Annotated in this window: 19 protein-coding genes; 7 read left to right on the top strand and 12 right to left on the bottom strand. The window is 71.9% G+C overall.

The genetic code is table 11. The annotated features are described in order from the left end of the window. Positions 1 to 115 precede the first annotated feature (115 nt). Positions 116 to 3,283, top strand: coding sequence for a family 78 glycoside hydrolase catalytic domain (locus OG439_RS06050; protein ID WP_326948356.1), 3,168 nt, complete (start codon positions 116 to 118; stop codon positions 3,281 to 3,283). 268 nt (positions 3,284 to 3,551) lie between these two features. On the opposite strand, the gene OG439_RS06045 is transcribed toward OG439_RS06050, so the two are convergent. Together OG439_RS06045 and OG439_RS06040 are read right to left on the bottom strand one after the other, a co-directional pair. Beyond that, the gene (locus OG439_RS06045; protein ID WP_326948355.1) at positions 3,552 to 4,337 is read right to left on the bottom strand and encodes an FAS1-like dehydratase domain-containing protein; all 786 of its coding nucleotides are present in this window, start codon (positions 4,335 to 4,337) and stop codon (positions 3,552 to 3,554) included. A gap of 22 nt (positions 4,338 to 4,359) precedes the next feature. Next, positions 4,360 to 5,517, bottom strand: a complete 1,158-nt coding sequence (locus OG439_RS06040; protein WP_326948354.1) for an acyl-CoA dehydrogenase family protein — start codon at positions 5,515 to 5,517, stop codon at positions 4,360 to 4,362. 189 nt (positions 5,518 to 5,706) lie between these two features. On the opposite strand from OG439_RS06040, the gene OG439_RS06035 reads away from it, so the two are divergent. After that, on the top strand, positions 5,707 to 7,242 hold the full coding sequence (locus OG439_RS06035; protein ID WP_326948353.1) for a hypothetical protein: 1,536 nt from the start codon (positions 5,707 to 5,709) through the stop codon (positions 7,240 to 7,242). Next, positions 7,239 to 8,696 (top strand): MDR family MFS transporter, encoded by a 1,458-nt coding sequence (locus OG439_RS06030; RefSeq protein ID WP_326948352.1) that lies wholly within the window; start codon positions 7,239 to 7,241, stop codon positions 8,694 to 8,696. The genes OG439_RS06035 and OG439_RS06030 overlap by 4 nt, the downstream gene beginning before the upstream one ends. A 58-nt stretch (positions 8,697 to 8,754) precedes the next feature. On the opposite strand, the gene OG439_RS06025 is transcribed toward OG439_RS06030, so the two are convergent. The 3 genes from OG439_RS06025 to OG439_RS06015 form a co-directional block, all read right to left on the bottom strand. Beyond that, entirely contained in the window at positions 8,755 to 10,215 is a 1,461-nt protein-coding gene (locus OG439_RS06025) for an alpha/beta hydrolase (RefSeq protein WP_326948351.1), read from the bottom strand. Between the two features lie 109 nt (positions 10,216 to 10,324). After that, positions 10,325 to 10,702, bottom strand: a complete 378-nt coding sequence (locus OG439_RS06020) for an STAS domain-containing protein (RefSeq protein WP_326948350.1) — start codon at positions 10,700 to 10,702, stop codon at positions 10,325 to 10,327. Positions 10,703 to 11,007: 305 nt separating this feature from the next. Continuing rightward, positions 11,008 to 12,030, bottom strand: a complete 1,023-nt coding sequence (locus tag OG439_RS06015) for a fatty acid desaturase family protein (protein ID WP_326948349.1) — start codon at positions 12,028 to 12,030, stop codon at positions 11,008 to 11,010. 234 nt (positions 12,031 to 12,264) lie between these two features. On the opposite strand from OG439_RS06015, the gene OG439_RS06010 reads away from it, so the two are divergent. After that, positions 12,265 to 12,504 carry a hypothetical protein gene (locus tag OG439_RS06010; RefSeq protein ID WP_326948348.1) on the top strand — a complete coding sequence of 80 codons (240 nt, stop codon included), beginning with the start codon at positions 12,265 to 12,267 and terminating at the stop codon, positions 12,502 to 12,504. Between the two features lie 19 nt (positions 12,505 to 12,523). Here OG439_RS06010 and OG439_RS06005 read toward each other — a convergent pair whose 3' ends face one another. Continuing rightward, complete coding sequence (locus OG439_RS06005) at positions 12,524 to 13,342, bottom strand: phytanoyl-CoA dioxygenase family protein (protein ID WP_326948347.1); 819 nt, start codon at positions 13,340 to 13,342, stop codon at positions 12,524 to 12,526. 73 nt (positions 13,343 to 13,415) lie between these two features. On the opposite strand from OG439_RS06005, the gene OG439_RS06000 reads away from it, so the two are divergent. Continuing rightward, a complete protein-coding gene (locus OG439_RS06000; RefSeq protein WP_326948346.1) occupies positions 13,416 to 14,411 on the top strand; it encodes a LacI family DNA-binding transcriptional regulator in 996 nt (331 codons plus the stop codon). Between the two features lie 101 nt (positions 14,412 to 14,512). Beyond that, complete coding sequence (locus OG439_RS05995) at positions 14,513 to 15,340, top strand: SCO6745 family protein (RefSeq protein WP_442792284.1); 828 nt, start codon at positions 14,513 to 14,515, stop codon at positions 15,338 to 15,340. A 10-nt stretch (positions 15,341 to 15,350) separates the two neighbouring features. On the opposite strand, the gene OG439_RS05990 is transcribed toward OG439_RS05995, so the two are convergent. Further along, the gene (locus tag OG439_RS05990) at positions 15,351 to 15,905 is read right to left on the bottom strand and encodes a hypothetical protein (RefSeq protein ID WP_326948343.1); all 555 of its coding nucleotides are present in this window, start codon (positions 15,903 to 15,905) and stop codon (positions 15,351 to 15,353) included. A 7-nt stretch (positions 15,906 to 15,912) separates the two neighbouring features. Continuing rightward, on the bottom strand, positions 15,913 to 16,776 hold the full coding sequence (locus OG439_RS05985; protein ID WP_326948341.1) for an alpha/beta fold hydrolase: 864 nt from the start codon (positions 16,774 to 16,776) through the stop codon (positions 15,913 to 15,915). Positions 16,777 to 17,192: 416 nt separating this feature from the next. On the opposite strand from OG439_RS05985, the gene OG439_RS05980 reads away from it, so the two are divergent. Next, positions 17,193 to 21,236, top strand: coding sequence for a glycoside hydrolase family 3 C-terminal domain-containing protein (locus tag OG439_RS05980; RefSeq protein WP_326948340.1), 4,044 nt, complete (start codon positions 17,193 to 17,195; stop codon positions 21,234 to 21,236). A gap of 28 nt (positions 21,237 to 21,264) precedes the next feature. Here the strand turns inward: OG439_RS05980 and OG439_RS05975 are convergent, their stop codons facing one another. The 4 genes from OG439_RS05975 to OG439_RS05960 all read right to left on the bottom strand — a co-directional run bounded on the left by OG439_RS05975 (position 21,265) and on the right by OG439_RS05960 (position 24,562). Further along, positions 21,265 to 21,576, bottom strand: coding sequence for a hypothetical protein (locus OG439_RS05975; protein WP_326948339.1), 312 nt, complete (start codon positions 21,574 to 21,576; stop codon positions 21,265 to 21,267). Between the two features lie 178 nt (positions 21,577 to 21,754). Next, the gene (locus OG439_RS05970) at positions 21,755 to 22,333 is read right to left on the bottom strand and encodes a LutC/YkgG family protein (protein WP_326948338.1); all 579 of its coding nucleotides are present in this window, start codon (positions 22,331 to 22,333) and stop codon (positions 21,755 to 21,757) included. Then, entirely contained in the window at positions 22,330 to 23,769 is a 1,440-nt protein-coding gene (locus OG439_RS05965; RefSeq protein WP_326951498.1) for a lactate utilization protein B, read from the bottom strand. The genes OG439_RS05970 and OG439_RS05965 overlap by 4 nt, the downstream gene beginning before the upstream one ends. A gap of 67 nt (positions 23,770 to 23,836) precedes the next feature. Beyond that, complete coding sequence (locus OG439_RS05960) at positions 23,837 to 24,562, bottom strand: (Fe-S)-binding protein (RefSeq protein ID WP_326951497.1); 726 nt, start codon at positions 24,560 to 24,562, stop codon at positions 23,837 to 23,839. Positions 24,563 to 24,609: the final 47 nt, after the last annotated feature.

Here is a 24,609-nt window from a genome sequence, read left to right as displayed (position 1 = left end):
CAGGTCGGAGTTCTGCCTACCATCATCCTCGCCACACGGGTTGAAACGATTCATTTCGTCGGGGATCGACCGCCGCCCTGTCAACGGAGAGAGGAACGCGATGTCTTCGCGCCTGATGACGGCTTCGTTGGCCCTGCTCACCTTCCTGGTCCTGGGGGTGGCGCCCGTCGAGGCGTTTCCCGCGCTCGGCGACGTCCAGGCCGGCGGCCTGCAGGTCGAGCACCAGACCGACCCGCTCGGGGTCGACGTCGCCCGGCCGCGGTTCGGCTGGGCGCTGACCGCGAAGGACACCGCGCGTCAGTCGGCGTACCGGATCGTGGTCTCCACCGAGGCCGGCGGGCCCGCGAACGTGTGGGACAGCGGCGAAGTGCGGTCGTCGCAGTCGTTCGACGTCACCTACGCCGGCCACGCCCTGAAGGCGCGGACCCGCTACTTCTGGCGCGTCCAGGTCTGGGACGCCGCCCGGCACGCTTCGCGGTGGAGTGCATCGGCGTCGTTCGAGACGGCGTTCCTGGCGCCGGGCGAGTTCCAGGGTGACTGGATCGGCGCGCAGACGACCGCGACGCCGCCGTCGCTGACCGGCGCGAGCTGGATCTGGTACCCCGAAGGGAATCCGGCCGACTCGGCACCCGTCGGCACGCGGTACTTCCGGCGTGCGTTCGACCTGCCCGCCGGCGACCGGATCACGTCGGCCCAGCTCGAGCTCACGGCCGACGACAGCTTCACCGTGTCCGTCAACGGACAGCAGGTCGCCGCTTCGCCGCACGTCGGCGACTCCTGGCGGACGGCGACCGTCGTCGACGTCTCGACGGCGCTGCGTCCCGGCCGCAACGTGATCGCGGCCGAGGCGACCAACGCCCAGCCCGGGCCGGCCGGCTTCCTCGGCAAGCTCCGGGTCGAAAGCTCGGGCACCCCCTTCGACCTCGTCACCGACGCCTCCTGGAAGTCCGCGAACACCGCCGCGACCGGCTGGCAGCAACCGGACTTCGACGACGCGGCCTGGCCGCAGGCGCTCGTGGCCGCCGCGTACGGGTCCGGTCCGTGGGGCAGCTCCGTCTCCACGCCTCCCCCGCCGGAACCGTTGCTGCGCAACGAGTTCACCCTGAACAAGCCGATCAGGTCCGCTCGCGCGTACATCGCCGGTCTCGGCTACTACAAGCTCTACCTCAACGGCGCTCGGGTCGGCGACCATGAGCTGGACCCCGGGTTCACCGTCTACGACAAGACCGCGCTGTACACGACCTACGACGTCACCGCGGCCCTGCGCGCGGGCGGCAACGCGGTGGGCGTGAGCCTGGGCCGCGGGTACTACGCGATGACGAACCCCGACGAGTGGGTCGCTTCGCCGTGGCACAGCGAGCCCAAGCTGAAGCTCGAGCTCGACGTCACCTACCAGGACGGCAGCACCAAGCGGGTCACCAGCGACAACACCTGGAAGGTCGCCGACGGGCCGACTCGCACGGAGTCGCTCTGGTTCGGCGAGACCTACGACGCGCGGCTGGAGCGGCCCGGCTGGACCGCCACCGGGTTCGACGCCACCGGCTGGCGGCCCGCACTGCCGGTGACCGGACCCGCCGGGACGCTGCGCGCGGAGGCGTTCCCGCCCATCAAGGTGACCGACGACCTGCCGATCACCGCCGTCACCACGCCGCGCGACGGCGTGCACGTCTACGACGTCGCCGGCCCGACCGCGGGCTGGGCGCGAGTCGGCCTGCGCGGGCCCGCCGGCGCCCAGGTGACGATCACTTACGGCGAGAAGCTGAACCCGGACGGCACGGTGGACAACGTCGGCGGGTTCGGCATGCAGCTGCAGTCCTACACGTACATCCTCAAGGGCGACGGCTTGGAGAGCTACCAGCCCAGCTACAGCTACGCGGGCTTCCGCTACGTCCAGGTCGCCGCGCCGGCGGGGGTCACCGTCGCGTCGGTCGACGCCGAACGCGTCCACACGGCCGTCGCCACCACCGGCGACTTCACCAGCTCCAGCCCGCTGCTCAACCGCTACGACGACGCCGAAGCGAACACGATCCTGAACAACCTGCACTCCGTCCCGACCGACACCCCGATGTACGAGAAGCGGCCGTACACCGCGGACGCGCACCTGTCCGCCGACTCCGCGATCGCCCACTTCGACATGCAGGACTTCTACGAGAACTGGATGCGCGAGCACCGCGACGACCAGAACCCGGACGGGTCGATCGGCCAGACCGTGCCCGCGACGGTCGGCGGCAAGCAGGTCAAGGACCCGGTCTGGTCGGCGAGCTTCGTCCTGATCACGTGGGACCTCTACTGGTACTACGGCGACACCCACGCCCTCGCCGAGAACTACGACGCGATGAAGGCGTGGCTCGCCTTCTACGAGCAGGACATCGCGAAGACCGGGAACATCTACACCGGCTTCAGCTACGGCGACTGGCTCGCGCCCGGCGCCGCGAACCCGCCCGAGGGCACCCGGCTCTCCGGCACGGCCTACATCGACAAGACGGCCACGACCATGGCCAAGATCGCCCGCGCTTTGGGCCACGAAGCCGACGCCAAGCACTTCGACGCCTTCGCGGGCACGGTCGCGAACGCGCTCAACACGACGTTCCTCGACAAGGCGTCCGGGGCGTACTACGACGACCGCGCGGCCGGCTACCGCCAGACGTCGAACCTGCTGCCGCTGAGCCTCGGCATCGTCCCGGCGCCGAACCGCCCGGCCGTGGTCGCGAACCTCGTCAATGACGTCAAAACGCGTGGCGTCCACCTCAACACCGGGGCGCTGGGCACGAAGATCATCCTCCCGGCGCTCACCGACGCCGGGTACGGCGACCTCGCCTACCAGGTGGCGACGAACCCGACGTACCCCGGCTGGGGCTATTGGTTCACCGGTCTCGGCGCCACCACGATGTGGGAGGAGTGGGCCGCCACCTCGCGCTCGCACGACCACGCCTTCCTGGGCACTGTCGACGACTGGCTCTACCAGCGCGTCGCCGGGATCGAGCCGGCGGCGCCCGGCTACACGGCGGTCAAGATCCAGCCCCACCCGGTCGGCGACCTCACGACCGCGTCGGCCCACGTCGAGTCCCCGCTCGGCCAGGTGAGCTCGGCGTGGACCCGAGACCACGGCCGTTTCACCCTGCGCGCCGGAGTGCCGGTAGGAGCGACGGCCGAGATCTCGGTGCCGGCCCGCGACGCCCGCGCCGTCCAGGCACCCCCGGGCGCCCGGTTCGCGGGGGCGCAGAACGGTTACGTCACCTACCGGGTCGGCTCGGGCGACTACGTCTTCCTCTCGACCTTGTGAGGATCGGCCGGGAACGGGTCAGCTGACCCCGGCACCCGCGTGACACGGCCCGTCACCGACGTGATCCGAGCCGGAACTCGCGTGATCAGGGCCGTGACTCGCGTGATTGAACCCGGAAGTCGCGAGTTCCGGCTCTGATCACGCGAGTTCCGGCCCCAGTCACGTGGGTTACGGCTTCGATCACGTGGGTGACGGGGGCGTGTTCGTTGTCCATGCTTCCAGCGTCGCCGGTCTCCCCTGGCGCAACCAGGCCGTGGTGCTCCCTGGCTCAGTGCAGCGTGCCGGTGGCGGTCTGCCGGCCGTGGTGGTCGCGGACGGCCGTCGTCACGCCGTCCGCCGCGATGTCGGCGCGGGCGATCAGGCCCTGGTGGTCGAACAGCGGTGAGACGAGCCGGTAGTCGAAGGTCTGGTCGCCACCACGGCCCGCCGCGCGGGCGGCTTCCGCCATGGCCAGGGCCTGGAGCGGGCCGTGGGTGAGCAGGCCCGGATAGCCCTCGACGTCGCGGCTGTAGTCGCGGTCGTAGTGGATGCGGTGGGCGTTGTAGGTCAGGGCGGAGAAGCGGAACAGCAGCGTCGGCGTCACGTCGAGCGCCCGGTCGCCGGCTGCGGGCGGGACCACCGGACCGTCTTCGGGCAGGCTCGGTAGGCCGGCTTCGCGGTAGACGACGTCCTGCCGCTCGTCGACCACGACCTGCCCGCGCTGCGAGATCCGGTGCGCGACGACGACGAACGTCAGCGTGCCCGATCGGCCGTGTTTCTCCGTCGTGGACAGGACTTCCGAGTGCCGGGTCGCGGGTTCGCCGCAGCGCAGCGCCCCGGACGTCCGGACCCGGCCGCCCGCCCACATGCGACGTCGTCCCGGGCCCGGCGGGGCGAGGACCCCGCCGCGCACGGGGTGGCCGTCCGGGCCGAGGTCCGCCTGCGCGGGCCGCTCCAGCAGGTACAGCCAGTGCCACAGCAACGGAAGCCCGGCCTCGACGTCCGGCAGCGGCACCCCGAGCAACGCGGCGAGCGCCTCCGCCGGCTCGGGCTGGATCAGCTCCGTGCGGTCCATGTGTCTCCTTCCGCGCGAGGGTTCAGGACGGGAGCGGGTGCCGCTTGACGAGCTGGCGCGCGATGACGTTCCGCTGGATCTCGTTGGTGCCCTCGCCGACGATCATCAGCGGCGCGTCACGGAAGTACCGTTCGACGTCGAACTCGGTGGAATAGCCGTACCCGCCGTGGATCCGCACCGCGTCGAGGGCGATCTCCATGGCCGTCTCCGACGCGAACAGCTTCGCCATCCCGGCTTCCAGGTCGGCGCGCTCGCCGGAGTCGTACCGGCGGGCGGCGTGGTGCACCAGCTGGCGCGCGGCCTCGAGCTTGGTGGCCATGTCCGCCAGGAGGTTGCCGACGGACTGGTGCTGCCAGATCGGCTTGCCGAAACTCTCGCGCTCCTGGGCGTAGCGCAGGGAATCCTCGAGGGCGGCGCGCCCGACACCCAGCGCCCGGCAGGCGACCTGGATGCGGCCGATCTCCAGCCCGCGCATCATCTGCGTGAACCCGCGGCCTTCCGTCCCGCCGAGCAGCGCCGTCGCCGGGACGCGGAAGTCGTCGAAGGCCAGTTCGCAGCTCTCGACGCCCTTGTAGCCCAGCTTCGGCAGGTCGCGCGAGACGTGGAAGCCGGGACCGGGCTCGGCGAGCAGGATGCTGATGCCGCTGTGCGCCGGGTCCGCCGCGGGATCGGTCTTGCACAGCAGCGCGATGAGCTGGGAGCGGCGGGCGTTCGTGATCCACGTCTTGGAGCCGTTGACGACGTAGGCGTCGCCGTCGCGGCGGGCGGTGGTGCGCAGGGCCTGCAGGTCGGAGCCGCCGCCGGGTTCGGTCAGGGCCATCGTCGCGCGGATCTCGCCGGTCGCCATCTTCGGCAGGTAGGCGTCCCGCTGCTCCGGCGTGCCGTGGTCGAGCAGCAGCTTCGCCACGACGGTGTGCCCGCCCATCGCGCCGGCCAGGCTCATCCAGCCGCGGGCCAGCTCCTCGGTGACGGCGGCGTAGCACCGCGCGGACACGTGCGCCTCGCCCCACGGTCCGGGGATCGCGAGGCCGAAGATGCCCATCGCCTTCATCTGCTCGATGAGCTGCTCCGGGTAGACGTCGCCGTGGTCGAGCTCCCGCGCCACGGGCCGCACTTCGCGGTCGACGAACTCCCCCACCAGGGCGACGATCGCCACTTCCTCTTCGGTGAGCCCGTCCATGACGACTTCCTCTCTGTGGCCGGCCTGCCGGGTAATGGTGGCCCAGCCGGCGGGCGAACGTGCACCAGCCGCCAGTTCCGCGGCGGCGGGGTGCTCCCGCCGGGAGGAGCGTGTAGGCCCGGGCCGCACCCCCGAAGATCCACCTGTATCGTGAATCAAGCAGTTGCTTTAAACACCGGAAGGGAACCCATGACCGGCTTCCGGGCTCGGCGGCTGACCCGGCCCGCGCCCCTGCGGGGGTCGAACGGCATCGCCTTCGGGCCGGACGGGCGCCTGTACGCGGCGCAGTTCCTGGCCGGGCAGATCAGCGCCGTCGACGTCGCCTCCGGTGACGTCGAGGTGATCGTGCCGGCCGGTGGGCCGGTGCAGGCGCCGGACGATCTCGCCTTCGGCGCGGACGGCTCGATGTACGTCACCGACCTGGTACCCGGCCGGGTCTGGCGACGCCGGCCCGACGGCGCGTTCAGCCTGGTCACCGACCAGGTGCGGCTGCCCAACGGGATCGCCTGCGTCGGCGACCGGCTGTTCGTCAACGAGATGATCCCGGGCGGGCGTCTGCTGGAGCTGCGTGACGACGGGCCCGTGGTGCTCACCGGCGGGCTCGCCATGGGCAACGCCATGCAGCTCGGCCCGGACGGCCACCTCTACTACCCGCACATGATGACCGGCGAGGTCTTCCGCATCCCGCCCGACGGCGGCGAACCGGAGCTCGTCGCCGCGAACGTGCACGAGCCCGTCGCCGTCCGCTTCGACCAGGCCGGTGTGCTGCTCGTGCTCTCCCGCGGCGTCGCCGGCATCGTCACCCGTGTCGACCTCCACAGCTCCGGCACCGAATCCCTCGTCACCAGCGGGATTCCCGGGCTCGACAACGCCGCCTTCGACGACGGGAACCGGATGTACGTCTCCAGCTACACCGGCGGCGGCATCACCGAACTGCACCCCGACGGGCGCACCCGCGAGATCACGCCCCGCGGCCTCGCCGGCCCGTTCGGCGTGACGATCGACCTCGGCGGCGGCGTGCACACCGCCGACCACTACCGCGTCGCCCGCCCGCGCACGCCGGACGACGACGTCGCCACCACCGGGCTGCTCACCTTCGCGCACGGCATCACCGCCGACGGCGACCTGCTCCACCTCACCTCGCAGTACGGCCAGGTCCGGACGTACGACCGGACGACGCGGGCCGTGCGCACCCGGGCGTCCGGGCTGGACCAGCCGCTGGGGATCGCGCTGCGCCAGGACGGCGTGCTCGTGGTCGCCGAAGCCGGGGCCGGGCGAGTGCGCACCATCGACGCCGACGACACCGTCGGCGTGCTCGCCGAGGGACTCGGCCGCCCGGTCGACGTCGCGGTGGCCGATGACGGGCGCTGGTACGTCAGCGACGAGGACCGCGGCGCGGTGTACCGGCTCGACGGGGAGACGCCGGCCGTGCTCGCCGACGGGCTCGACCGTCCACAAGGGATCGTCGTGAGCGACGGCCGGTTGTTCGTCGCCGAAACCGGGCGACACCGGGTCGTCGAGGTCGACCTGACGACCGGGGAAAGCCGGACCGTGGCGGACCTTCCCGGGACCGGTCCGTCCACAAGGGACCAACCCGCGCTGTTCACTCACGGCATGCCGGGCGTGCCGCGGCCGTTCGCCGGCCTCGCCGCGGCGGCCGACCGCAGCCTCTACCTCGCCGCCGACGGCGTTCTCCTGCACCTCATCCCCGCGGAAACGCCGTGACCGCGCCGGGACGCCGGCAGATCCTCCAGGCACTCACCGGCCTGCTGCTGGCCCTGTTCGTCTCGACGCTGAGCAGCACCGTGGTCGCCACCGCGCTGCCCCGGATGCTGCGCGACCTGCACGGCTCGCCCACCCAGTACGCCTGGGTCGTCACCGCGACCCTGCTCGCCGCCACCGCCGCGACGCCGATCTGGGGCAAGCTCGCCGACCTCTACAGCAAGAAGTCCCTCATCCAGCTCACCGCCGGCGTGTTCATCGCCGGCTCGATCGCCGCCGGCCTGGCCCAGGACGCGGGGCAGCTGATCGGCGCCCGCGCGCTGCAGGGCATCGGCGTCGGCGGCCTGCAGTCGCTGGTGCAGATCGCCATCGCCACGATGATCCCGCCCCGCGAACGCGGCCGGTACGCCGGTTACCAGAGCAGCGTCACGGCGTTGTCCACGATCGGCGGGCCGCTGCTGGGCGGCTACCTCGTCGACACGTCGTGGCTGGGCTGGCGGTGGTGCTTCTTCATCGGCGTGCCCTTCGCGGTCGTCGCCATGATCCTGCTGCAGCTGACCTTGCGCCTGCCGGTCGTGCGCCGTGACAACGTCCGCATCGACTACTGGGGCGCCACCCTGATCACCGGCGGGGTGAGCCTGCTGCTGATCTGGGTGTCGTTCGCCGGCGACTCGTTCGCCTGGGTCTCGTGGCAGAGTGCCGTCATGGTCGGCGGCACCCTGGTGCTGCTCGCGCTGGCCGTCCGGGTCGAGCTGCGCGCCGCCGAACCCGTGGTGCCGCCGCGCATAATCCGGCAGCGCACCACCGCGCTGGCCGTGCTCGGCAGCCTCGCCGCCGGCACCGCGATGTACGGCGCCGCGGTCTTCCTCAGCCAGTACTTCCAGGTCAGCCGCGGGCACTCCCCCACCGAGGCCGGGCTGCTGACCATCCCGATGATGGCGGGCATCCTGGTCTTCTCGATCGTCGCCGGCCGCCGGATCAGCCGCACCGGCCGGCTGAAGCCGTTCCTCGTCACCGGCGCCGTCAGCCTCGCCGCCGGGTTCGCCGGGCTGGGGCTCATCGACGAGCACACGCCGCTGGTCCTGATCGGTGTCGCCATGCTCCTGATCGGCGCCGGGGTCGGCATGACGCTGCAGAACTTCGTCCTCGTCGTGCAGAACGTCGTGCCGCTGCAGGACATCGGCGCGGCGAGCGCCACCGTGTCGTTCTTCCGGTCGCTGGGCGGCACGATCGGCGTCGCCGTGCTCGGCGCGATCCTCGCCCACCAGGTCGCCGGCAGCACAGCCGAAGGTGTCCCGGCGCCGGCCGCGTACGGGGCCGCCACCGGGCACATCTTCGCCATCTCCGCGGGCGTCGCGCTGCTGGGCGTGCTCGCGGCGGTCCTGCTCAAGCCGGTTGTGCTGCGCACCAGCCTGGACGTGCCCGCCCCGGCGAAGGACTCGTCCACGACCGGGTGACGTAAACGTTTGCGGGCCCGGCCGGTTTCAAAGCCGGCCGGGCCCGCAAACGCGTCGATCAGGAGGTTTCCGCCGCGCAGGACGTGTCGTGCGCCGGGCGCTCGCCCGTGACCAGGAAGTCGGTCACCGCGTTGTTGCCGCACTTGTTCGGCGCGACCACGTAGGCGCCGTGGCCACCCTGGTCGATGGTGACCATCCGGGCCCGGTCACCGAACGCCGCGCGCAGCTTGCGGGCGTTCACCAGCGGGGTGCCCGGGTCGCGCCGGTTCTGCACCAGCAGGACGTTCGACGGGCCGTTCCCGGTGATCCGCACCTTCGGCTCCGTCGCCGGGGCCTGCCAGTACGCGCACGCCGAGATGTTCGCCGAAGCCGCGCCGAGCATCGGGTAGCGGACGCGGTCGACCGCGACGTCACGCTGGTAGCCCGCCACCGACTTCGGCCAGACCGAGTCGGTGCAGATGACGGCGAACCGGGCGGCGAAGGCGTTCTCCGTGGCGGCCTCCCCGGCCAGCGTCGGCACCTTGCCCTGGTCCAGCGACTGCCACGCGGCCGCCAGCATGGGGAACGAGGTGTCGCCGTAGGTGAAGCTGAAGTTCAGCCCGCGGAAGATCCCGCCGGTGAACGCGCCGACCGGCTTCTTGTCCAAGCGGGCGGCCAAGTCGTAGAACTTCGCCGTCACCTGGGCGGGCGTGGTACCCAGCCCGTACTCCGGGTGCGCCGCGGCGAACTTCGCGAAGTCCGGGAACCGGTCTTCCAGGCCCCGGCCGAACGCACGCATCGCGTCGACGTCGTAGCCGTCCGGCCCGAGGTTGCTGTCCAGCACGATCCGGTCGCTGCGCCGCGGGAACATCGTCGTGTACACCGCGCCCAGGTACGTGCCGTACGAGCCGCCCAGGTAGGAAACCTGGGTCTCGCCCAGCGCCTCGCGGATGCGGTCCATGTCCCGCGCGGTGTTCGCCGTGGTCACGTGCGGCAGCATCCACCCGGTCTTCGACGTCGCGCACTGCTTGGCTTCCGCCTTCGCGACCCGCGCCTGCTTCACGACGTCGGCCGCGTCCTTCGCGTAGGGCAGGTTGCCGATCGCCTGCTGCTCCGGCGTCAGGTCGCAGGTCACCGGCGTGCTGTGCCCGACGCCGCGCGGGTCGAACCCGATCACGTCGTACGCGTCGCGCACGCTCTGCGGCAGCGGGGCCGGCAACCCCTTGAGCGTCATCAGCTGCGGGTAGTCCCAGCCCCCGACGCCGGGCCCGCCCGGGTTCGTCAGCAGCACCCCGCGCCGCTTTTCCGGGTTCTTGCTCGGCATCTTCGACACCAGGAGGTCGATCTCGCGCCCGCCCGGGTCCCGGTAGTCCAGCGGCACCTTCAGCGTCGTGCACTGCAGGTCCGGGGTGGGGAACGTGGTGGCCGGACAGGTTCCCCACTTCAGGGTGTCCGGCGGCGACGGCGCGGCGGACGCGCTCGGCACCAGGGCCGTCGCGGCGACCGCGGCGATCGCCGCGGCCAGCAAGAACTTCTTCATCGGTGTCCCTTCTCGTGGCGCCCCCTCGGCGCCAGGCGATGGTCGAATCCCATCGTGGACAGGGCTCACCGAACAGTGCGAAGGCATCACCAGTGGGCGTGACGTGACGTCACTGGTGGCGTTGCCTCGAGTGCGGGACGCTGGGCCCGGCTGCGGTGTGCAGCCCCCGCGTGCCGCCGACCGCGTCCGCCAGCCGCGCGTAGACGGGGACACGCACGTCGAGGGCGAACAGGCGCAGCACCCGGTTGACGGAGAAGGAGCGCGTCACGAGGGCGATCCGGCGCTGTTCGGCCCGGGCGCGGGCCGCGGCGCCTTCGAGGACGCGCACGCCGGCGATGCCCAGGACCGGGACGTCCGACAGGTCGACCACCGTCGTCGCGGGCAGATCCCGCCAGAGGGCGCGCTGCAGCAGCCACGCCGTGGTCCCGTCGAGGATGCCGGTCGCGGCGACCACCAGCACCCCGGCCCCGGCCTCGCTCTGGCGCACCAGCAGCCGCGGCCCGGCGGACCGGCGCGGCTCCCGACTGGCAGGTGTTCCAGGGAATGGCTGTGCAGGAATCATGGCGCGGTCTCCCGGAGGCGTGGACAGGACCGTCCGCGCGGGGCCTGGGCGCCGACCTTCACTCTCCCGCCACCGTAATGCCCGCGACGGCGCGTCACAAACGCTGACGACGGGTGAGCGCCAGGTCAACCCGTGCGGCCGACACGGTTCGCCCGGTCGGCTGACGCCCGTGACCCTACGGTGATGCGCCGGCCGGTCCCGGTGGCCCTCCCGGCACTGTCCGAAGTGGACTAGTGCGCTACGCGGAGCGGTGCACTGACGTCGTGCAGGTAACGCAGGACGTAGTAGTAAGTTTTGAACAACCCGCACTGGGCGTAGTCGATCCCGTGGTCGTCGCAGAACTTCCGCACCAGCGGCTGCGCGCGGCGCAGGTTGACCCGCGGCATGCTCGGGAACAGGTGGTGCTCGATCTGGTAGTTCAACCCGCCGAGGGTGAAGTCCACCCACGGGCCGCCGCGGACGTTGCGGCTGGTGAGCACCTGCTTGCGCAGGAAGTCGAGCTTCGTCTTGTCGGTGTAGGTGGGCATCCCCTTGTGGCCCGGCGCGAACGAGCAGCCCATGTACACCCCCCACAGCCCCTGGTGCACGGCGATGAACGCCAGCGCCACCGGCGGGGACAGCACCACGAACACCGCGCCGAGGTAGACACCGATGTGGGCGAAGAGCAACACCGCTTCGAGCCGGCGGTGCTTGACCTCGTCGTCGCGCACGGCCTGGATGCCGGCCCAGTGCAGGCTCAGCCCTTCCAGCAGCAGCAACGGGAAGAACAGGAACGCCTGGTACTTCGACGTCCAGCGCACGAGCCCGCGCTTGTCACCCGTTTGCCCGCGGGTGAAGGCGAGCAGCGGGATGTCGATGTCGGGGTCCTCGTCCTCGTGGTTGGGGCCGGCGTGGTGACGGGTGTGCTTGCCCATCCACCAGCCGTAGCTCATGCCGACGATCCCGCCGAGGGCGTAGCCCAGCCGGTCGTTGGCCCGGCCGGTGCGGAAGATCTGGTTGTGCCCCGCGTCGTGGCCGAGGAACGCGATCTGGGCGAACATCACGGCGAAGAACACCGCGGTCGCCAGCTGCCACCACGAGTCGCCCAGCAGTACGAACGCCACGCAGCCGCCGGCCAGGGCGAGCAGCGTGAGGCTGATTTTCACCGCGTAGTAACCGTAACGCCGGTCGAGCAGTCCTTCGCTGCGCACCAGGCGGCCGAGATCACCGAAGTCGTTGCGCGACGTCGCGCGCGCGCCCGCCTCGGCGCTCATCGGAGACGTAGTCATGTGTTTCCTTCCCAGTCCTGCGGCGCCGAGGACTGGGGCGACCACTTGTCTACCCGCGCCGGATTCCCGGACGCGGCTCGCGCTAAACAAGATCACGCTGTGCCGCGCCTCTCCCGTCTCGTTTATCGGGGAGCCGTCCGGGTAGCCGATCGCACTACAGGCCGATGTCCGCGTCGGTACCGCCGAGGCACGGATCTGCCTCTACCCCCGGAGGTTCGCATGACCCAAGACCGCGACCAGTCGCCGCAGCGAGACAGCGGGTCGCCCCCGACGCAGGAAGCGGCGGAGAACGAAGCTCGCGAGCCGGTTCCGCCCGTGGCGCCTTACTCGGCCGCGCCGCCGCCCTCGGCGCCGCCCGTGGCACCGGCCGCGACGCCACCCGTCGCGCCCTACTCGGCCGCGGCCGGACCGGGCGGGTTCGCCGCACCGCAGCCGCCGGAACCGCCGGAACAGTCCTGACCCACGGCCCGGGGTCGCGTCACTCGCCCATCACCAGGCCTTCGATCGTGTGCTTCTGGGTGATGGGCGTCAGGGTGCCGACGATCGGGCAGCGCAGGTGGGCGCGCACGGACGCCGGCAGCGACGCCCAGTACCCACGCGTCACGGCGGTGTCGTGGTGGGCGTCGTGGCCCGCGCCCGGCGCGTCGAGGCCCAGCACGAGGACCGGGCGGGCCTTCCTCGACCGGTTCGCGGTGCCGCGGTGCACGGTCAGCGCCGACCGGATCGAGATGTCCCCCATCTTCGGGAACTTGCGCGTCGCGCGCTCCCGGTAGCGCGGGTAGGTCTCGCGCGCCGGGAACATGCCGTGCTCGAACGCGCCGCCGTCGTCCCGGTGCGTGCCGGGGGCGATCTCGAACGGCCCCATGTCCGGTTCGGTGTCGACGGCGGTGACGTTGACCGCGAGCGACGTCAACGCGGTCCCCTCCGGAGCCGGGAAGTCGCGGTGCCACGGCTGGTCGGCCGCGCCGGCCAGCGGGACGTCGAAGCCGACCTCGACGATCCGGTACTCCGGGCCCAGCACCGCCTCGGCGATCGCGGTGATCCACGGGTGGGTGGCCAGGTCGGTGAACCCGCGCAGCTGCTCCGGGTGGATCTCGACGTAGAAGCGGTTCGGACCGCGGCCGACGGCACCGTCCGGACGGGCGCGGGCCTCGGCGAACGCGGTGTCGATGTCCTCCCCGAGCCGCGTCACCCAGTCGCGGGTGAAGGCGCCCGGGAGGCCGATGATGCCGTCCTCGTGCAGGCGCTCGGTGTGGGACTCGACTTCGGCGGCGGTGAACGGGGTCACCCGGGTCATCGGCGGACCTCCTGACGGCGTGGCCGCCAGTTTGCAACGTGGCATGCCACGTTGCAAGGGTTAGGGTACGAAGATGAGCCCGAAGCTGCGTGACGTGGCCGAGCACGCCGGGGTGTCGGTGCGGACGGTGTCCAACGTCGTCAACGGGTTCCGGTACGTCGCCCCGGCGACCCGGGAGCGGGTGCAGGCGAGCATCGACGCGCTCGGCTACCTGCCCAACCTGGCCGCCCGGACGCTGCGCCGCGGCCGGACCGGCCTGGTGGCGCTGGTGATCCCCGAGATCGACTCGCCGTACTTCGCCGAGCTGGCCGCGCGGACCGTGCGCATCGCCGGCGCCCGGGGGCTGACGGTGCTCATCGACCAGACCGACGGCGACGCCGAGCGCGAGAAGCAGCTGCTGCACGGCAAGCGCAGCCAGCTCGTCGACGGCGTGCTGTTCAGCCCGTGGGCGGTGGCGCCCGCGGAGCTGGCCGCCCGCACCGACACGGTCCCCCTGGTGCTGCTGGGCGAGCACGACGGCACGGCGGGCGTCGACCACGTCGCGATCGACAACGTCGCGGCCGCGCGCGAGGCGACCGGGCACCTGCTGGCGTCGGGCCGCCGGCGCGTCGCGGCGGTCGGCATCCAGCCGGAGTCCCTGAACGCGACCGCCCGCCAACGTCTCGCGGGCTACCGGACCGCGCTGGCCGGCGCGGGTCTGCCGGCCGACCCGGAGCTGGAGGTGCCGGTCCCGCGGCTGCACCGCGCCGACGGCCACCGCGCGATGCTGCGGCTGCTGGACTTGCCGCAGCCCCCGGACGCGGTGTTCTGCTTCACCGACGAGCTGGCGCTGGGCGCCCTGCGCGCGGCGGCCGACCGGGGCGTCGCGGTGCCGGATTCCCTGGCGCTGGTGGGGTTCGACGACATCGAGGACGGCCGTTACAGCGTCCCGTCGCTCACGACGGTGGCCCCGGACAAGGACCGCATCGCCGAGCTGGCCCTGGACCGCCTCACCCGGCGGGCGGGCGCGACGGAACCACCGCGGTCGATCGTCGCGCCGCACCGCCTGGTCGTGCGCGGCACGAGCTGACCAGCCGCCGCTGCGGGGACCGGTCCCCGCAGCGGCGGGATACAACCTGCCGATCGATCCACCGCGCGGTGCGCGACCCGGGCAAGACCGTAAGGAAGCACATGACTCACCTCGCTCGTCGCATGTTCGAGCTCCTCGAGCCGATCTGCATGGTCACCTTCGCCGCCGACGAGAGCAACGAGGAGCAGGCCGCGCTCGGCCACCGCACCTACTGGGACGGCTACTTCGCCGGCCGCGCCGCGCCGCTGGGGCGGGTGCCGGCGCAGGTCGTGCACGCGGCGTTCTACAACTTCGCCGACGGCGAGGCCGCGCGGCACATCCCGAGCGCGTGGGAGACGATCCCGCCCGAGGCATCGCTCGCCGCGCGGGAGCGGGGCAGCGCGGCGTCCCTGCGGCGGATCCTCGGCGACGAGCTGGCCGGCTCCCCGGGCCTGGTGCGCGCCGCCGACCTGACGACCAAGGCCGCGACGAGCGCGCCCACCGCGGGCCGGGTGATGTACGCCGGGATGCGCACCGTCGCGGTGCCGGGCGACCCGGTCGCCCGGCTGTGGCACTCCGCGACCATGCTGCGCGAGCACCGCGGAGACGGGCACATCGCCGCGCTGGTCGGCGCGGGCATCGGCGGCACGGAGTCGCACGTGCTCAGCGCGCTGGACATGGACATCCACCCGGCGGAGTCGTTCGGGCGCATCCACCACCTGCCGAAGGAGCGGCTGGCCGAGGTCATGGCGGGCTTGCGCAAGCGCGGGCTGGTCGACGCCGAGGGCCGGTTCACCGACGCGGGCCGCGAGACCAAGTACCGCATCGAAGCCCTGACCGACGCTCTCGCCGCCCCGCCGTACGAAGCCCTGTCCCCTGCCGAACTCGACGAGCTGATCACCGAGCTGGAACCCATCACCGCGCGGCTGGTGGCCACGGGATCCCAGTGACGACAGGGTTTCAGCCGACGACGACCGGGACGTAGCTCAGCGCCCGGATCGCCGCGGCGATCTCTTCGGGCGACGCGTCGATCGTGTAGGTGAACACGACGAACGAGCTGCCGTAGCGCTTCGCGTGCGATTGCGCGAATCGGTTCGACGTCGTCCTGCGCCGGGACATCGAGTCGAAGATCGCGATCGCGGGCACCGCCGCCCGGTCGCGGGGCACGAACGCGACCACCCGGCCCGGCGTCAGGAGGTACAGCCAGCGGGGCTTGAGCCGGCTGATCCGCACCTCCGCGAGCGCCGGCCACGGCACCGTGGCGAACCCCCGCGCTTCGACGCCGTCCGGGCCGCACCGCAACTGCCACGGCTTGCCGCGGGACCGCACCAGCGAAACGACGCTCAGGGCCAGCACCACGACGAACACCGCGGGACACGCGATCGCCAGCCACGGCGCCAGCAGGCCGCGCAGCGCGATGAAGACCTCGAACATGAGGAACACGACCAGCACGCCGAGGGACGGCAGCTGTCCCTTGATCGACGGTCTCAGCAGCAAATCCCGCGACTCCCCCATGCCGTCATCATGCCCGAAGGAACTCACGGATGGCCCGGACCACCTCACCCGGTGCCTGTTCGGCCTGGTGGTGTCCGGAATGGACGGCCACACCGCGGAGTTCGCCGGCGATCCAGGGGCGCCAGATCTCGAGGGGGTCGCCGTGGATGTCGATGTCGTCCTCGGTCGCGGCCAGCAGCAGGGTCGGGCAGCGCACCTGGCGCCCGGCCGCGCGGTCGGCTTCCTCGTGCTCGCGGTCGATCCGCAGGCCGGCGCGGTAGTCCTCGCACATGCCGTGGACGACGGCGGGGTCCCGCAGCGCCGCCCAGACGTCGGCGTGGTTGTCCTCGCCCATCTCGTACGGCAGCGGCGTGCGGTACCAGGCGCCGGGGTCGGCGTTGATGACCCGCTCGGCCGGTTTGTCGGTCTGGGCCAGGAACCACCAGTGCCACCACGCGCGGACGAAGTCCTCGTTGAGCCGTTCGAGGTGCTCGGTGACGGGCAGGCCGTCCATCACGACGAGCCGGTCGATGGTGCCCGGGTGGTCCATCGCGGCCCGGAAGGCGACGAGCGAACCGCGGTCGTGGCCGGCGATCGAGAACCGCTCGTGCCCGAGGTGGCGCATCAGGGCCACGATGTCGCCGGCCATCGCCCGCTTGGCCGACTGCGTGTGCCCGGGCTCGTCCGGCGGCAGCGTCGACTGCCCGTAACCGCGCAGATCGGGGCAGACGACGAAGTGGTCGTCGGCCAGCTCCGGCGCGACCCGGTGCCAGGTGGTGTGGGTCCGGGGGTGGCCGTGGACCAGGACGACCGGCGGGCCCGACCCGCCGTGCCGCACCCGCAACCGCACCAGTCCGACGTCGACGGTCTCCAGCGTGAAGCCACTGAACACGCGTGCTCCTCTCCCGCGAAACGGCGCGCTGCCGCCCTGACGGACTACCCACCCGGCCCGCGCCGTAACGGGCCGCCCGTGACTGTCCGCTTCCTGACAAAAGCCTGGCGATCAGCACGTCTTGACCCTGCGCGGATCCGGGTCGTAGGCTCAGCGGACTTCGATTGAAACGTTATAAGTCCGGTTCCGGACGCGGATTCGTCGCGCGCAGAATTCCGAGAGGATCACGCATGCCCCTGCTCACCGGCGAGCACCGGTCCGGCCGTTCACGGCGACGTTGGACCGCCGGGGTGCTGGCGGCGCTGCTCCTCACCCCGGCCGTACCCGCGGCCGCGGCGGAATCACCCCAGGCTTCCTGTCCGTGGCTCGGGTCTAAAGCCGCGCCGGCCGAGCGGGCCGCGCAGGTGCTCGCGCAGATGACCACCGACGAGAAGCTGTCGATGACGCACGGCTCCCAGCTCCCCGGGTACGCCGGTGTGGTCGCGCCGATCCCCCGGCTGTGCGTGCCCGCGCTGAACCTGAACGACGGCGGTGCCGGCGTGGTCATGGGCGGGACGACGGCGCTGCCGGCCCCGGTGGCCGCCGCGGCGAGCTGGGACCCGGCCGCCGAACTGGCCTACGGCAAGGTCGTCGGCGCCGAGGCCAAGACGAAGGGCGTCGGCGTCAACCTCGGGCCCGACGTCAACCTCGTGCGCGACCCGCGCGGCGGGCGCGTCTTCGAGATGGCGGGCGAGGACCCCTACCTGGCCGGCGCGATGGCGACGCAGTACGTCCAGGGCGTGCAGTCCCACTCCGTGATGACCGACCTCAAGCACCTGGTGGCCAACGACACCGAGCAGAACCGCAACAACGCCGACGCGATCATCGACGAGCGCACCCTCAACGAGATCTACTACCCGGCGTTCAAGCAGGCGGTGCAGCAGGGCAACGCGGCATCCATCATGGCCGCCACCAGTCTCGTGAACGGCGTGCACGCCAACGAAAACGCCACCCTGCTCAAGGACACCGCCAAGCAGGACTGGGGCTTCGACGGCTTCGTCGTCACCGACTGGGACGGCGCCCGCAGTACCGTGCAGGCGGCAAACGCCGAACTCGACCTGACCATGCCCACCCCGGGCAACTTCGGGCAGCCCCTGGCCGACGCCGTCCGCTCCGGAGCGGTCAGCATGGCCGTGCTCAACGACAAGGTCGCGCGGCTGCTGACCGAGGAGTTCGCCTACGGCCTCTTCGACACCGTCGCCGGATCGCCGGCCGCGACGGCCACCACTCCCGAGCACGTCGCCACGGCTCGCGACATCGCGGCGGCGGGCACCGTCCTGATGAAGAACCAGGGCGGCGTCCTCCCGCTGAACCCCTCGGCGACGCCGTCGGTCGCGGTGCTCGGGGCGGCCGCGAAGGACGCGCCGATCACCGGCGGTGGCGGCAGTTCGCACGTCCCGGTCGACCCGGCGGCGGTCGTCACCGTCGCCGACGGCCTCGCCGCCCGGCTGGGCACCGCGGGCCGGGTCGACTACGCCGGTTCCTGGGCGGCGAGCGCGTCGTCCTCGGCGAGCGCGGGCGACCAGCCGCGCAACATGGTCGACGGCAACCCGGCGACCCGGTGGTCCAGCGGCGTCCCGATGGCGCCTGGGCAATGGGTAAGTGTCGACACCGGAGCGCTCCACCCGATCGACCAGGTCACGATCGACGCGGGCAACGGCACCGACTACGCCCGCGGGTACGAGGTCTCCCTTTCCACCGACGGGACGTCGTGGGGCGCGCCGGTCGCGTCTGGCGCGGGTACCGGCCAGCTGATCACGGCGACGTTCCCGGTCCAGCAGGCGCGCTACGTCAAGGTCACGCAGACGGGAACGGCTTCCAGCTGGTGGTCGATCACCGAACTCGCCGTATCCGCGAACGGCATCCCCTTGGCGCACAACGGGCTCACCGTGCCGGGCGTGACCGACAAGCTGCCGACCGTCCCGTCGGCGCAGTTCAGCACGGCGAGCGGGCAGCCGGGCCTGACCACCGAGTACTTCAACAACCTCGATCTGTCGGGCAAACCGGCGCTGACGCGCGTCGAGCCGAACGTCGACGACCACTACACCCAAGCCCCGGGTCCCGGCGTCAACCCGGCCGGGTTCTCCGTGCGGTGGCGGGGTTTCCTCACCGCTCCCGTCACCGGCACGTACACCTTCTCGATGGCCAACACCGGCGGCGTCCGGATGACGGTCGGCGGCCAGCCGGTCTTCCAGGACTGGGCGCAGTACGGCCCCGGCGTCTCCGCGATCCGCCTGCAGGGCGGCGTCAAGACGCCCATCACCGTCGAGAACTACCAGCCGGTGAACGGCCCGGCCGGGCCGGTGGCCGGGACGCCGACCAGCCCGCCCGGCAACGGGTCCGTCACCCTCGGCTGGCAGGTCCCCGACGTCGCCGCGATCGCGGCCGCCGCGGCGCTGGCCAAGCAGGACAGCGTCGCCGTCGTCGTGGTCAACGACGACGAGAGCGAGGACGGTGACCGGCAGAACCTCACCCTGCCCGGCGCGCAGGACGACCTGGTGGCCGCCGTCGCCGCGGCCAACCCGCGCACGATCGTCGTGCTCAACACCGGCGCGCCCGTGCTCATGCCGTGGCTCGACTCGGTGAGCGGCGTGCTCGAGTCCTGGTACGGCGGCCAGCAGAACGGCGCGGCGCTCGCGTCCGTCCTGTTCGGCGACGTCGACCCGTCGGGCAAGCTGCCGCAGACGTGGCCCGCGAGCATGGCGCAGCTGCCGACCGCCGACCCGGCGCGTTACCCCGGCGTCGTCGACGTCGCGACCAACACGACCGCCTTCCACTACAGCGAAGGCCTGGACGTCGGCTACCGCTGGTACGACGCCCACAACCTGACGCCGTTGTTCCCGTTCGGATTCGGCCTGACGTACTCGTCGTTCGCCTTCAGCGACCTCGACGTCTCACCGCGTCTCGCCGTCACCGCGGGCCCGGTGAAGGTCACGGCGACGGTGAAGAACACCGGCACGCGCACGGCGTCCGAGGTCGCGCAGCTCTACGTCGGCGACCCGGCCAGCGCCGGCGAACCGCCCAAGCAGCTCAAGGGGTTCCAGCGCGTCACGCTCCAGCCGGGCCGGTCCCAGCGCGTCACCTTCACGCTCGCGCCGTCGGACCTGCAGACGTGGGACAGCAAAGCCCACACTTGGACGACGAACCCGGGCACGTACCGGCTGTTCGTCGGCGACTCGTCCCGGAACCTGCCGCTGACGTCGTCCTACACGCTGCTGCAGTCGACCGGCGCGCGGACCGTCACGGCGGCCGCGCCCCCGACGCTCGATCCCGCGCACGGCACCGTCGTCACCACGACGCTCACCCCCGGCGGTACTCAGCTGCTGACCCACGTCCAGCTCGGCCTCGACCTGCCGAGCGGCTGGCAGGCGAAGCCGCTGACCCCGGCGACGTTCCCTCTCGCCACGCCGGGCGCCCGGTTGCAGACGTCGTGGCTGGTGACTCCGCCGGCCGACGCGCAGAGCCGGTTGTGGCGGCTGACCGCCTCCGCGACGGCGAACGGGGGCTTCCGCTCGACGTCCGGGCTCCAGGTCACCGTGGGCCCGCTGGTGTCGGCGCAGTTCACGTCGGCGACCAAGATGGCCCAGCCGGGCACGAGTTTCGGCGCCACCCTGACCTTGCGCAACACGACCGACGCACCCGTCACGGTGGCCGCGCACATCGACGCTCCGGCCGGGGTGACCGTCACGCCCGCGCAGGTGCCGGTGGTGCTGCGCCCGCGGTCGACGTCGACCACGGCGCTGACCGTCACGGTCGGCAGCGGCGCGAAGTCCGCGTCCCTGGATCTGTCCGGCACCGTCAGCTCGTCGGGACGTGACCGGCCGTTGCAGGGCAGTTCCCTCGCCCTGCCGTTGCCGTTCGGATCGCTCGCCGACGCGTACGACAACACCGCCGTCAGCGCAGATGCGGCACCGCAGAGCGCGAACTTCGACGGCTCAGGCTACAGCTACTCCGCCCAGGCCCTCGCCGAGGCCGGTCTCGTGCCGGGCAAGCCCGTCACGCACGGACCTGTCACCTTCACCTGGCCGTCGGGGTCGCCCGACAACGTCGTCGCGGCGGGCCAGCACATCGCGGTGGGCAAGAGCGGGTCGCAGCTGTGGTTCCTCGGCTCGGCGAACAACGGGAGCGGGTCGGGCGCCGGGACGATCACTTACACCGACGGCAGCACGGCGCCGTTCACGCTCGGTCTGACCAACTGGACGCCGAGCACTCCCCTGCCCGGCAACGAACTCGTCGCCACCGCGCCCCGGTGGAACCGGCCCGCGGGCAGCCCGTACCCGGCGGAGACCGCGGTGAGCGTCTACGCGACGCCGGTGCCGCTGACCGCGGGCAAGACGGTCGCGTACGTGACCCTGCCGACCACGGTCACCGGCGACCAGGCCGGCACCCGGCTGCACGTGTTCGCCTTGGCCGTCGCGTGAGGCGCCGGACGTGGACGGTGTCCAGGTTTCAGTCCCGCCACTGCTTCGCGGGTGAGACGCCGGGGAGCGGCTTGCCGATGAGGGCGAGCGGGATGATGAAGCCGACCTGCCCGAGCGCGACGGCGAGGGTGGCGATCGCCTTCTCGTCGTAGTGCACGCACGCCTGCGCGTACAGCTCGCCGGGGACGCGTTCGCCGTGCGGACTGGCGGTGAAGACGGCTTCCGCCAGCGCGAAGGCGACCCGTTCGGCGCCGGTGAAGTGCGGCGCGTCCCACCAGGACGCGACGGCGGTGATGCGCGCCCCGGCGGGCGGTTGTGACTGGCGTGGTTTGCCTGGCACCCCGAAGTCTGATTGTGACTACGGCAGCGGATCACGTGTCAAGGCGGGAAAGCGTGCCTTGACACGTGCTCGGCTGCCGTGTTGTGGCTTCGGATCGGGGTGCTGGGCGGGGGCTGGGTGCCCTCGGGCTTTGGGTGGTTTGGTGCGCTCTTCGCGCTTCACCGTGACCCGCCGTTCCTCACTCCGTGACGACGATGACGTGCAGGGTTCTTGGGCCGTGTACGCCCTCCACCCTCGTCAGCTCGATATCGCTCGTCGCGCTTGGGCCGCTGATCCACGTCTGCGGGCTCGTCGGGTCCAGTGCTGCCACCGCCTGGGGGACTCCTGGGACGATGTCGCGCTCTCGCAGTACGCACACGTGGACGACCGGGACCAGGGTCAGTGCTCGGCGTCCCTGGCCGGGGCCGTGGTCCAGGACCAGGGTGCCCGTTGTGGCTATGCCCAGTGTTGCCGTGGTGACCACCGCGTCGAACGTGGTCAGGTCCGGTGCGTCAGGGCTTCCGTTCAAGGTGATCGGGAAGCCCTTTGGTACCAGGACGTTCTGTGCTGAGCCCAGGGCTTTTCGGATGGCTTCGGGTAGCTCGGCCGGTGTGCAGCGGGTCAGCGCCGCTCGGTAGTCGACCACTCGCTCGGCGAACAGGTCCACTGTGTCCGGTGGTGTCACCGTTCGGTAGCCGCGTGGTACCGGGGCTTCCGTGCGGTCCGTGTTCTGCAGGGCGCCTCGGACGGCGGCCAGGATCTCTTCGCGCGCGGTCATGGGCGGCCTTCCCTGCGCCACCACGTCCGGAACGACTCTCGTGGCGGGGCCGGCAGGTCTCGGGCGTTCGTCCACAGGGAACCCGGCCACGGGAGGCGGCTCACCGCTCGGCGGCCGCCCGGGAGCACTCGCTTGCCGAAGCGGGTCAATGCTCGGCTGGCGATGCTCAGTCCGCGTTCCGCGACGCCCAGGCGTCGGGCGTCCGACAGCAGCCAGGATGCCGACTTCATCGCCAGCGCCTCGGGTTTCGGGGCGCCCTCGCGGTGGGCGTCGACGACCTTCGCGCGCAGGTGGACCAGGACCTCGGGGATGTCGATGCGCACCGGGCAGGCTTCGAAACACGCGCCGCACAGGCTGGAGGCGTACGGCAGCGAGTCCGTCTGCTCGTCGACGCCGACGCCCTTCAGCAGCGGGTTCAGGATGGCGCCGATCGGGCCCGGGTAGACCGAGCCGTACGCGTGGCCGCCCGTCCGCTCGTACACCGGGCAGACGTTCAGGCACGCCGAGCAGCGGATGCAGCGCAGCGCCTGGCGGCCGACCTCGTCGGCCAGCGCGCGGGTTCTCCCGTTGTCCAGCAGCACCACGTGCATCTCCTGCGGCCCGTCGCCGGGCGTGACGCCCGACCAGGTCGAGGTGTACGGGTTCATCCGCTCCCCCGTGCTGGAGCGCGGCAGCAGCTGCAGGAAGACGTCCAGGTCGGTCCAGGTCGGCACGATCTTCTCGATGCCGACGACGGAGACGAGCACCTCCGGCAGCGTCAGGCACATCCGGCCGTTGCCCTCGGACTCGACGACGACCAGGGTGCCGCTGTCGGCGACCGCGAAGTTCGCGCCGGACACGGCCATCCGCGCCCGCAGGAACTTCTCCCGCAGGTGCGAGCGCGCGGCGGCGGCCAAGTCGGCGGGCTCGTCCGACAGGCCCGGGGGCGCGTCGGCCATGTTCCGGCGGAAGATCTCGCAGATCTCCGCGCGGTTGCGGTGGATGGCGGGCACCAGGATGTGGCTCGGCAGGTCGTCGCCGAGTTGCACGATCAGCTCCGCGAGGTCGGTCTCCCACGCGGTGACGCCCTGCTCGGCCAGTGCCTCGTTGAGCCCGATCTCCTGCGTGGCCATCGACTTGACCTTCACGACCTCGTCGACGCCGTGTGTGTGCGCGATCTTCGCGACGATCGCGCACGCCTCCGCGGCGTCACGCGCCCAGTGCACGGTCGCGCCGCGCGCCTGCAGGGACGCTTCCAGCTGCAGCAGGTACTCGTCGAGGCGGCGCAGCGTGTTGTCCTTGATCGCCGCACCGGCCACCCGCAGTTCCTCCCACTCCTCGACCTCGCCCACGACGGCCGCGCGCTTGGCGCGGATGGTGCCGGTGGCGTGCGCGAGGTTGCGGCGCAGCTGGGTGTCGGAAAGCGCTTTCCGGGCCGCCTCGGGAAAGGCCGGCATGCCGACGAACGTCGCGCTCACGCATCCTCCTGTGCCGTGCGGGACACCCGGGCCGGGCGAGTGGTGCTCACGCGTCCTCCTCGGTCGAAGCGAGCACGTCGGCCAGGTGCATCACGCGCACGCCGCTGCGTTCGTGCGAGAGCAGGCCGCCGATGTGCAGCAGGCACGAGTTGTCCCCCGCCACCAGCACCTCGGCGCCGGTGCCGCGGACGTGCCGGGCCTTGTCCGCGCCCATCGCCGTCGACGTCTCGGCGTTCTTCACCGCGAACGTGCCGCCGAAACCGCAGCACTCCTCGGCCGCCGGCAGCTCGACGAGGTCCAGCCCGCGCACCTCGCGCAGCAGCCGCAGCGGCTTGTCGCCGACGCCGAGCAGCCGCAGCGAGTGGCAGGTCGGGTGGTAGGTGACGCGGTGCGGGAAGTAGGCGCCCACGTCGGTCACGCCGAGCACGTCGACGAGGAACTCGCTCAGCTCGTACACCTTCGGCGCCGCCGACGCGAGCCGCTCGTCCCCCGCGCGGCGCGCGACGATGGCGTGCTGGTGGCGGATCGACCCCGCGCACGAGCCGGACGGCGTGACGATCGCGTCGTAGCCCGCGAAGGCGTCGACGAACGTCCGCACCACCGGCACGGCCTCGTCGAGGTAGCCGGTGTTGACCATCGGCTGCGCGCAGCAGGTCTGCCCGGCCGGGAAGTCCGCGTCGACGCCGAGGCGGCGCAGCAGCCGGAACACCGACTTGCCGGTGTCGGGGAACAGCGAGTCGTTGACGCAGGTGACCATGACGGCGACGTTCAGTCCCGGCCGCCGCACCATCGTACCCTCCGCATTGAAAGGTTTCACAA

This window comes from Amycolatopsis sp. NBC_01307, from assembly GCF_035975215.1.
Classification (GTDB): domain Bacteria; phylum Actinomycetota; class Actinomycetes; order Mycobacteriales; family Pseudonocardiaceae; genus Amycolatopsis.
The sequence above is the reverse complement of the archived record's forward strand: the minus strand, read 5'-3'. Positions and strand labels throughout refer to the sequence as shown.

Excerpts from the sequence above, each read along its gene's own strand:
- OG439_RS06050 (WP_326948356.1), top strand. The coding sequence starts at position 116 with ATGACGGCTTCGTTGGCCCTGCTCACCTTCCTGGTCCTGGGGGTGGCG.
- OG439_RS06045 (WP_326948355.1), bottom strand. The coding sequence starts at position 4,337 with ATGGACCGCACGGAGCTGATCCAGCCCGAGCCGGCGGAGGCGCTCGCC.
- OG439_RS06040 (WP_326948354.1), bottom strand. The coding sequence starts at position 5,517 with ATGGACGGGCTCACCGAAGAGGAAGTGGCGATCGTCGCCCTGGTGGGG.
- OG439_RS06035 (WP_326948353.1), top strand. The coding sequence starts at position 5,707 with ATGACCGGCTTCCGGGCTCGGCGGCTGACCCGGCCCGCGCCCCTGCGG.
- OG439_RS06025 (WP_326948351.1), bottom strand. The coding sequence starts at position 10,215 with ATGAAGAAGTTCTTGCTGGCCGCGGCGATCGCCGCGGTCGCCGCGACG.
- OG439_RS06015 (WP_326948349.1), bottom strand. The coding sequence starts at position 12,030 with ATGAGCGCCGAGGCGGGCGCGCGCGCGACGTCGCGCAACGACTTCGGT.
- OG439_RS06010 (WP_326948348.1), top strand. The coding sequence starts at position 12,265 with ATGACCCAAGACCGCGACCAGTCGCCGCAGCGAGACAGCGGGTCGCCC.
- OG439_RS06005 (WP_326948347.1), bottom strand. The coding sequence starts at position 13,342 with ATGACCCGGGTGACCCCGTTCACCGCCGCCGAAGTCGAGTCCCACACC.
- OG439_RS06000 (WP_326948346.1), top strand. The coding sequence starts at position 13,416 with ATGAGCCCGAAGCTGCGTGACGTGGCCGAGCACGCCGGGGTGTCGGTG.
- OG439_RS05995 (WP_442792284.1), top strand. The coding sequence starts at position 14,513 with ATGACTCACCTCGCTCGTCGCATGTTCGAGCTCCTCGAGCCGATCTGC.
- OG439_RS05990 (WP_326948343.1), bottom strand. The coding sequence starts at position 15,905 with ATGGGGGAGTCGCGGGATTTGCTGCTGAGACCGTCGATCAAGGGACAG.
- OG439_RS05980 (WP_326948340.1), top strand. The coding sequence starts at position 17,193 with ATGACCACCGACGAGAAGCTGTCGATGACGCACGGCTCCCAGCTCCCC.
- OG439_RS05970 (WP_326948338.1), bottom strand. The coding sequence starts at position 22,333 with ATGACCGCGCGCGAAGAGATCCTGGCCGCCGTCCGAGGCGCCCTGCAG.
- OG439_RS05965 (WP_326951498.1), bottom strand. The coding sequence starts at position 23,769 with ATGCCGGCCTTTCCCGAGGCGGCCCGGAAAGCGCTTTCCGACACCCAG.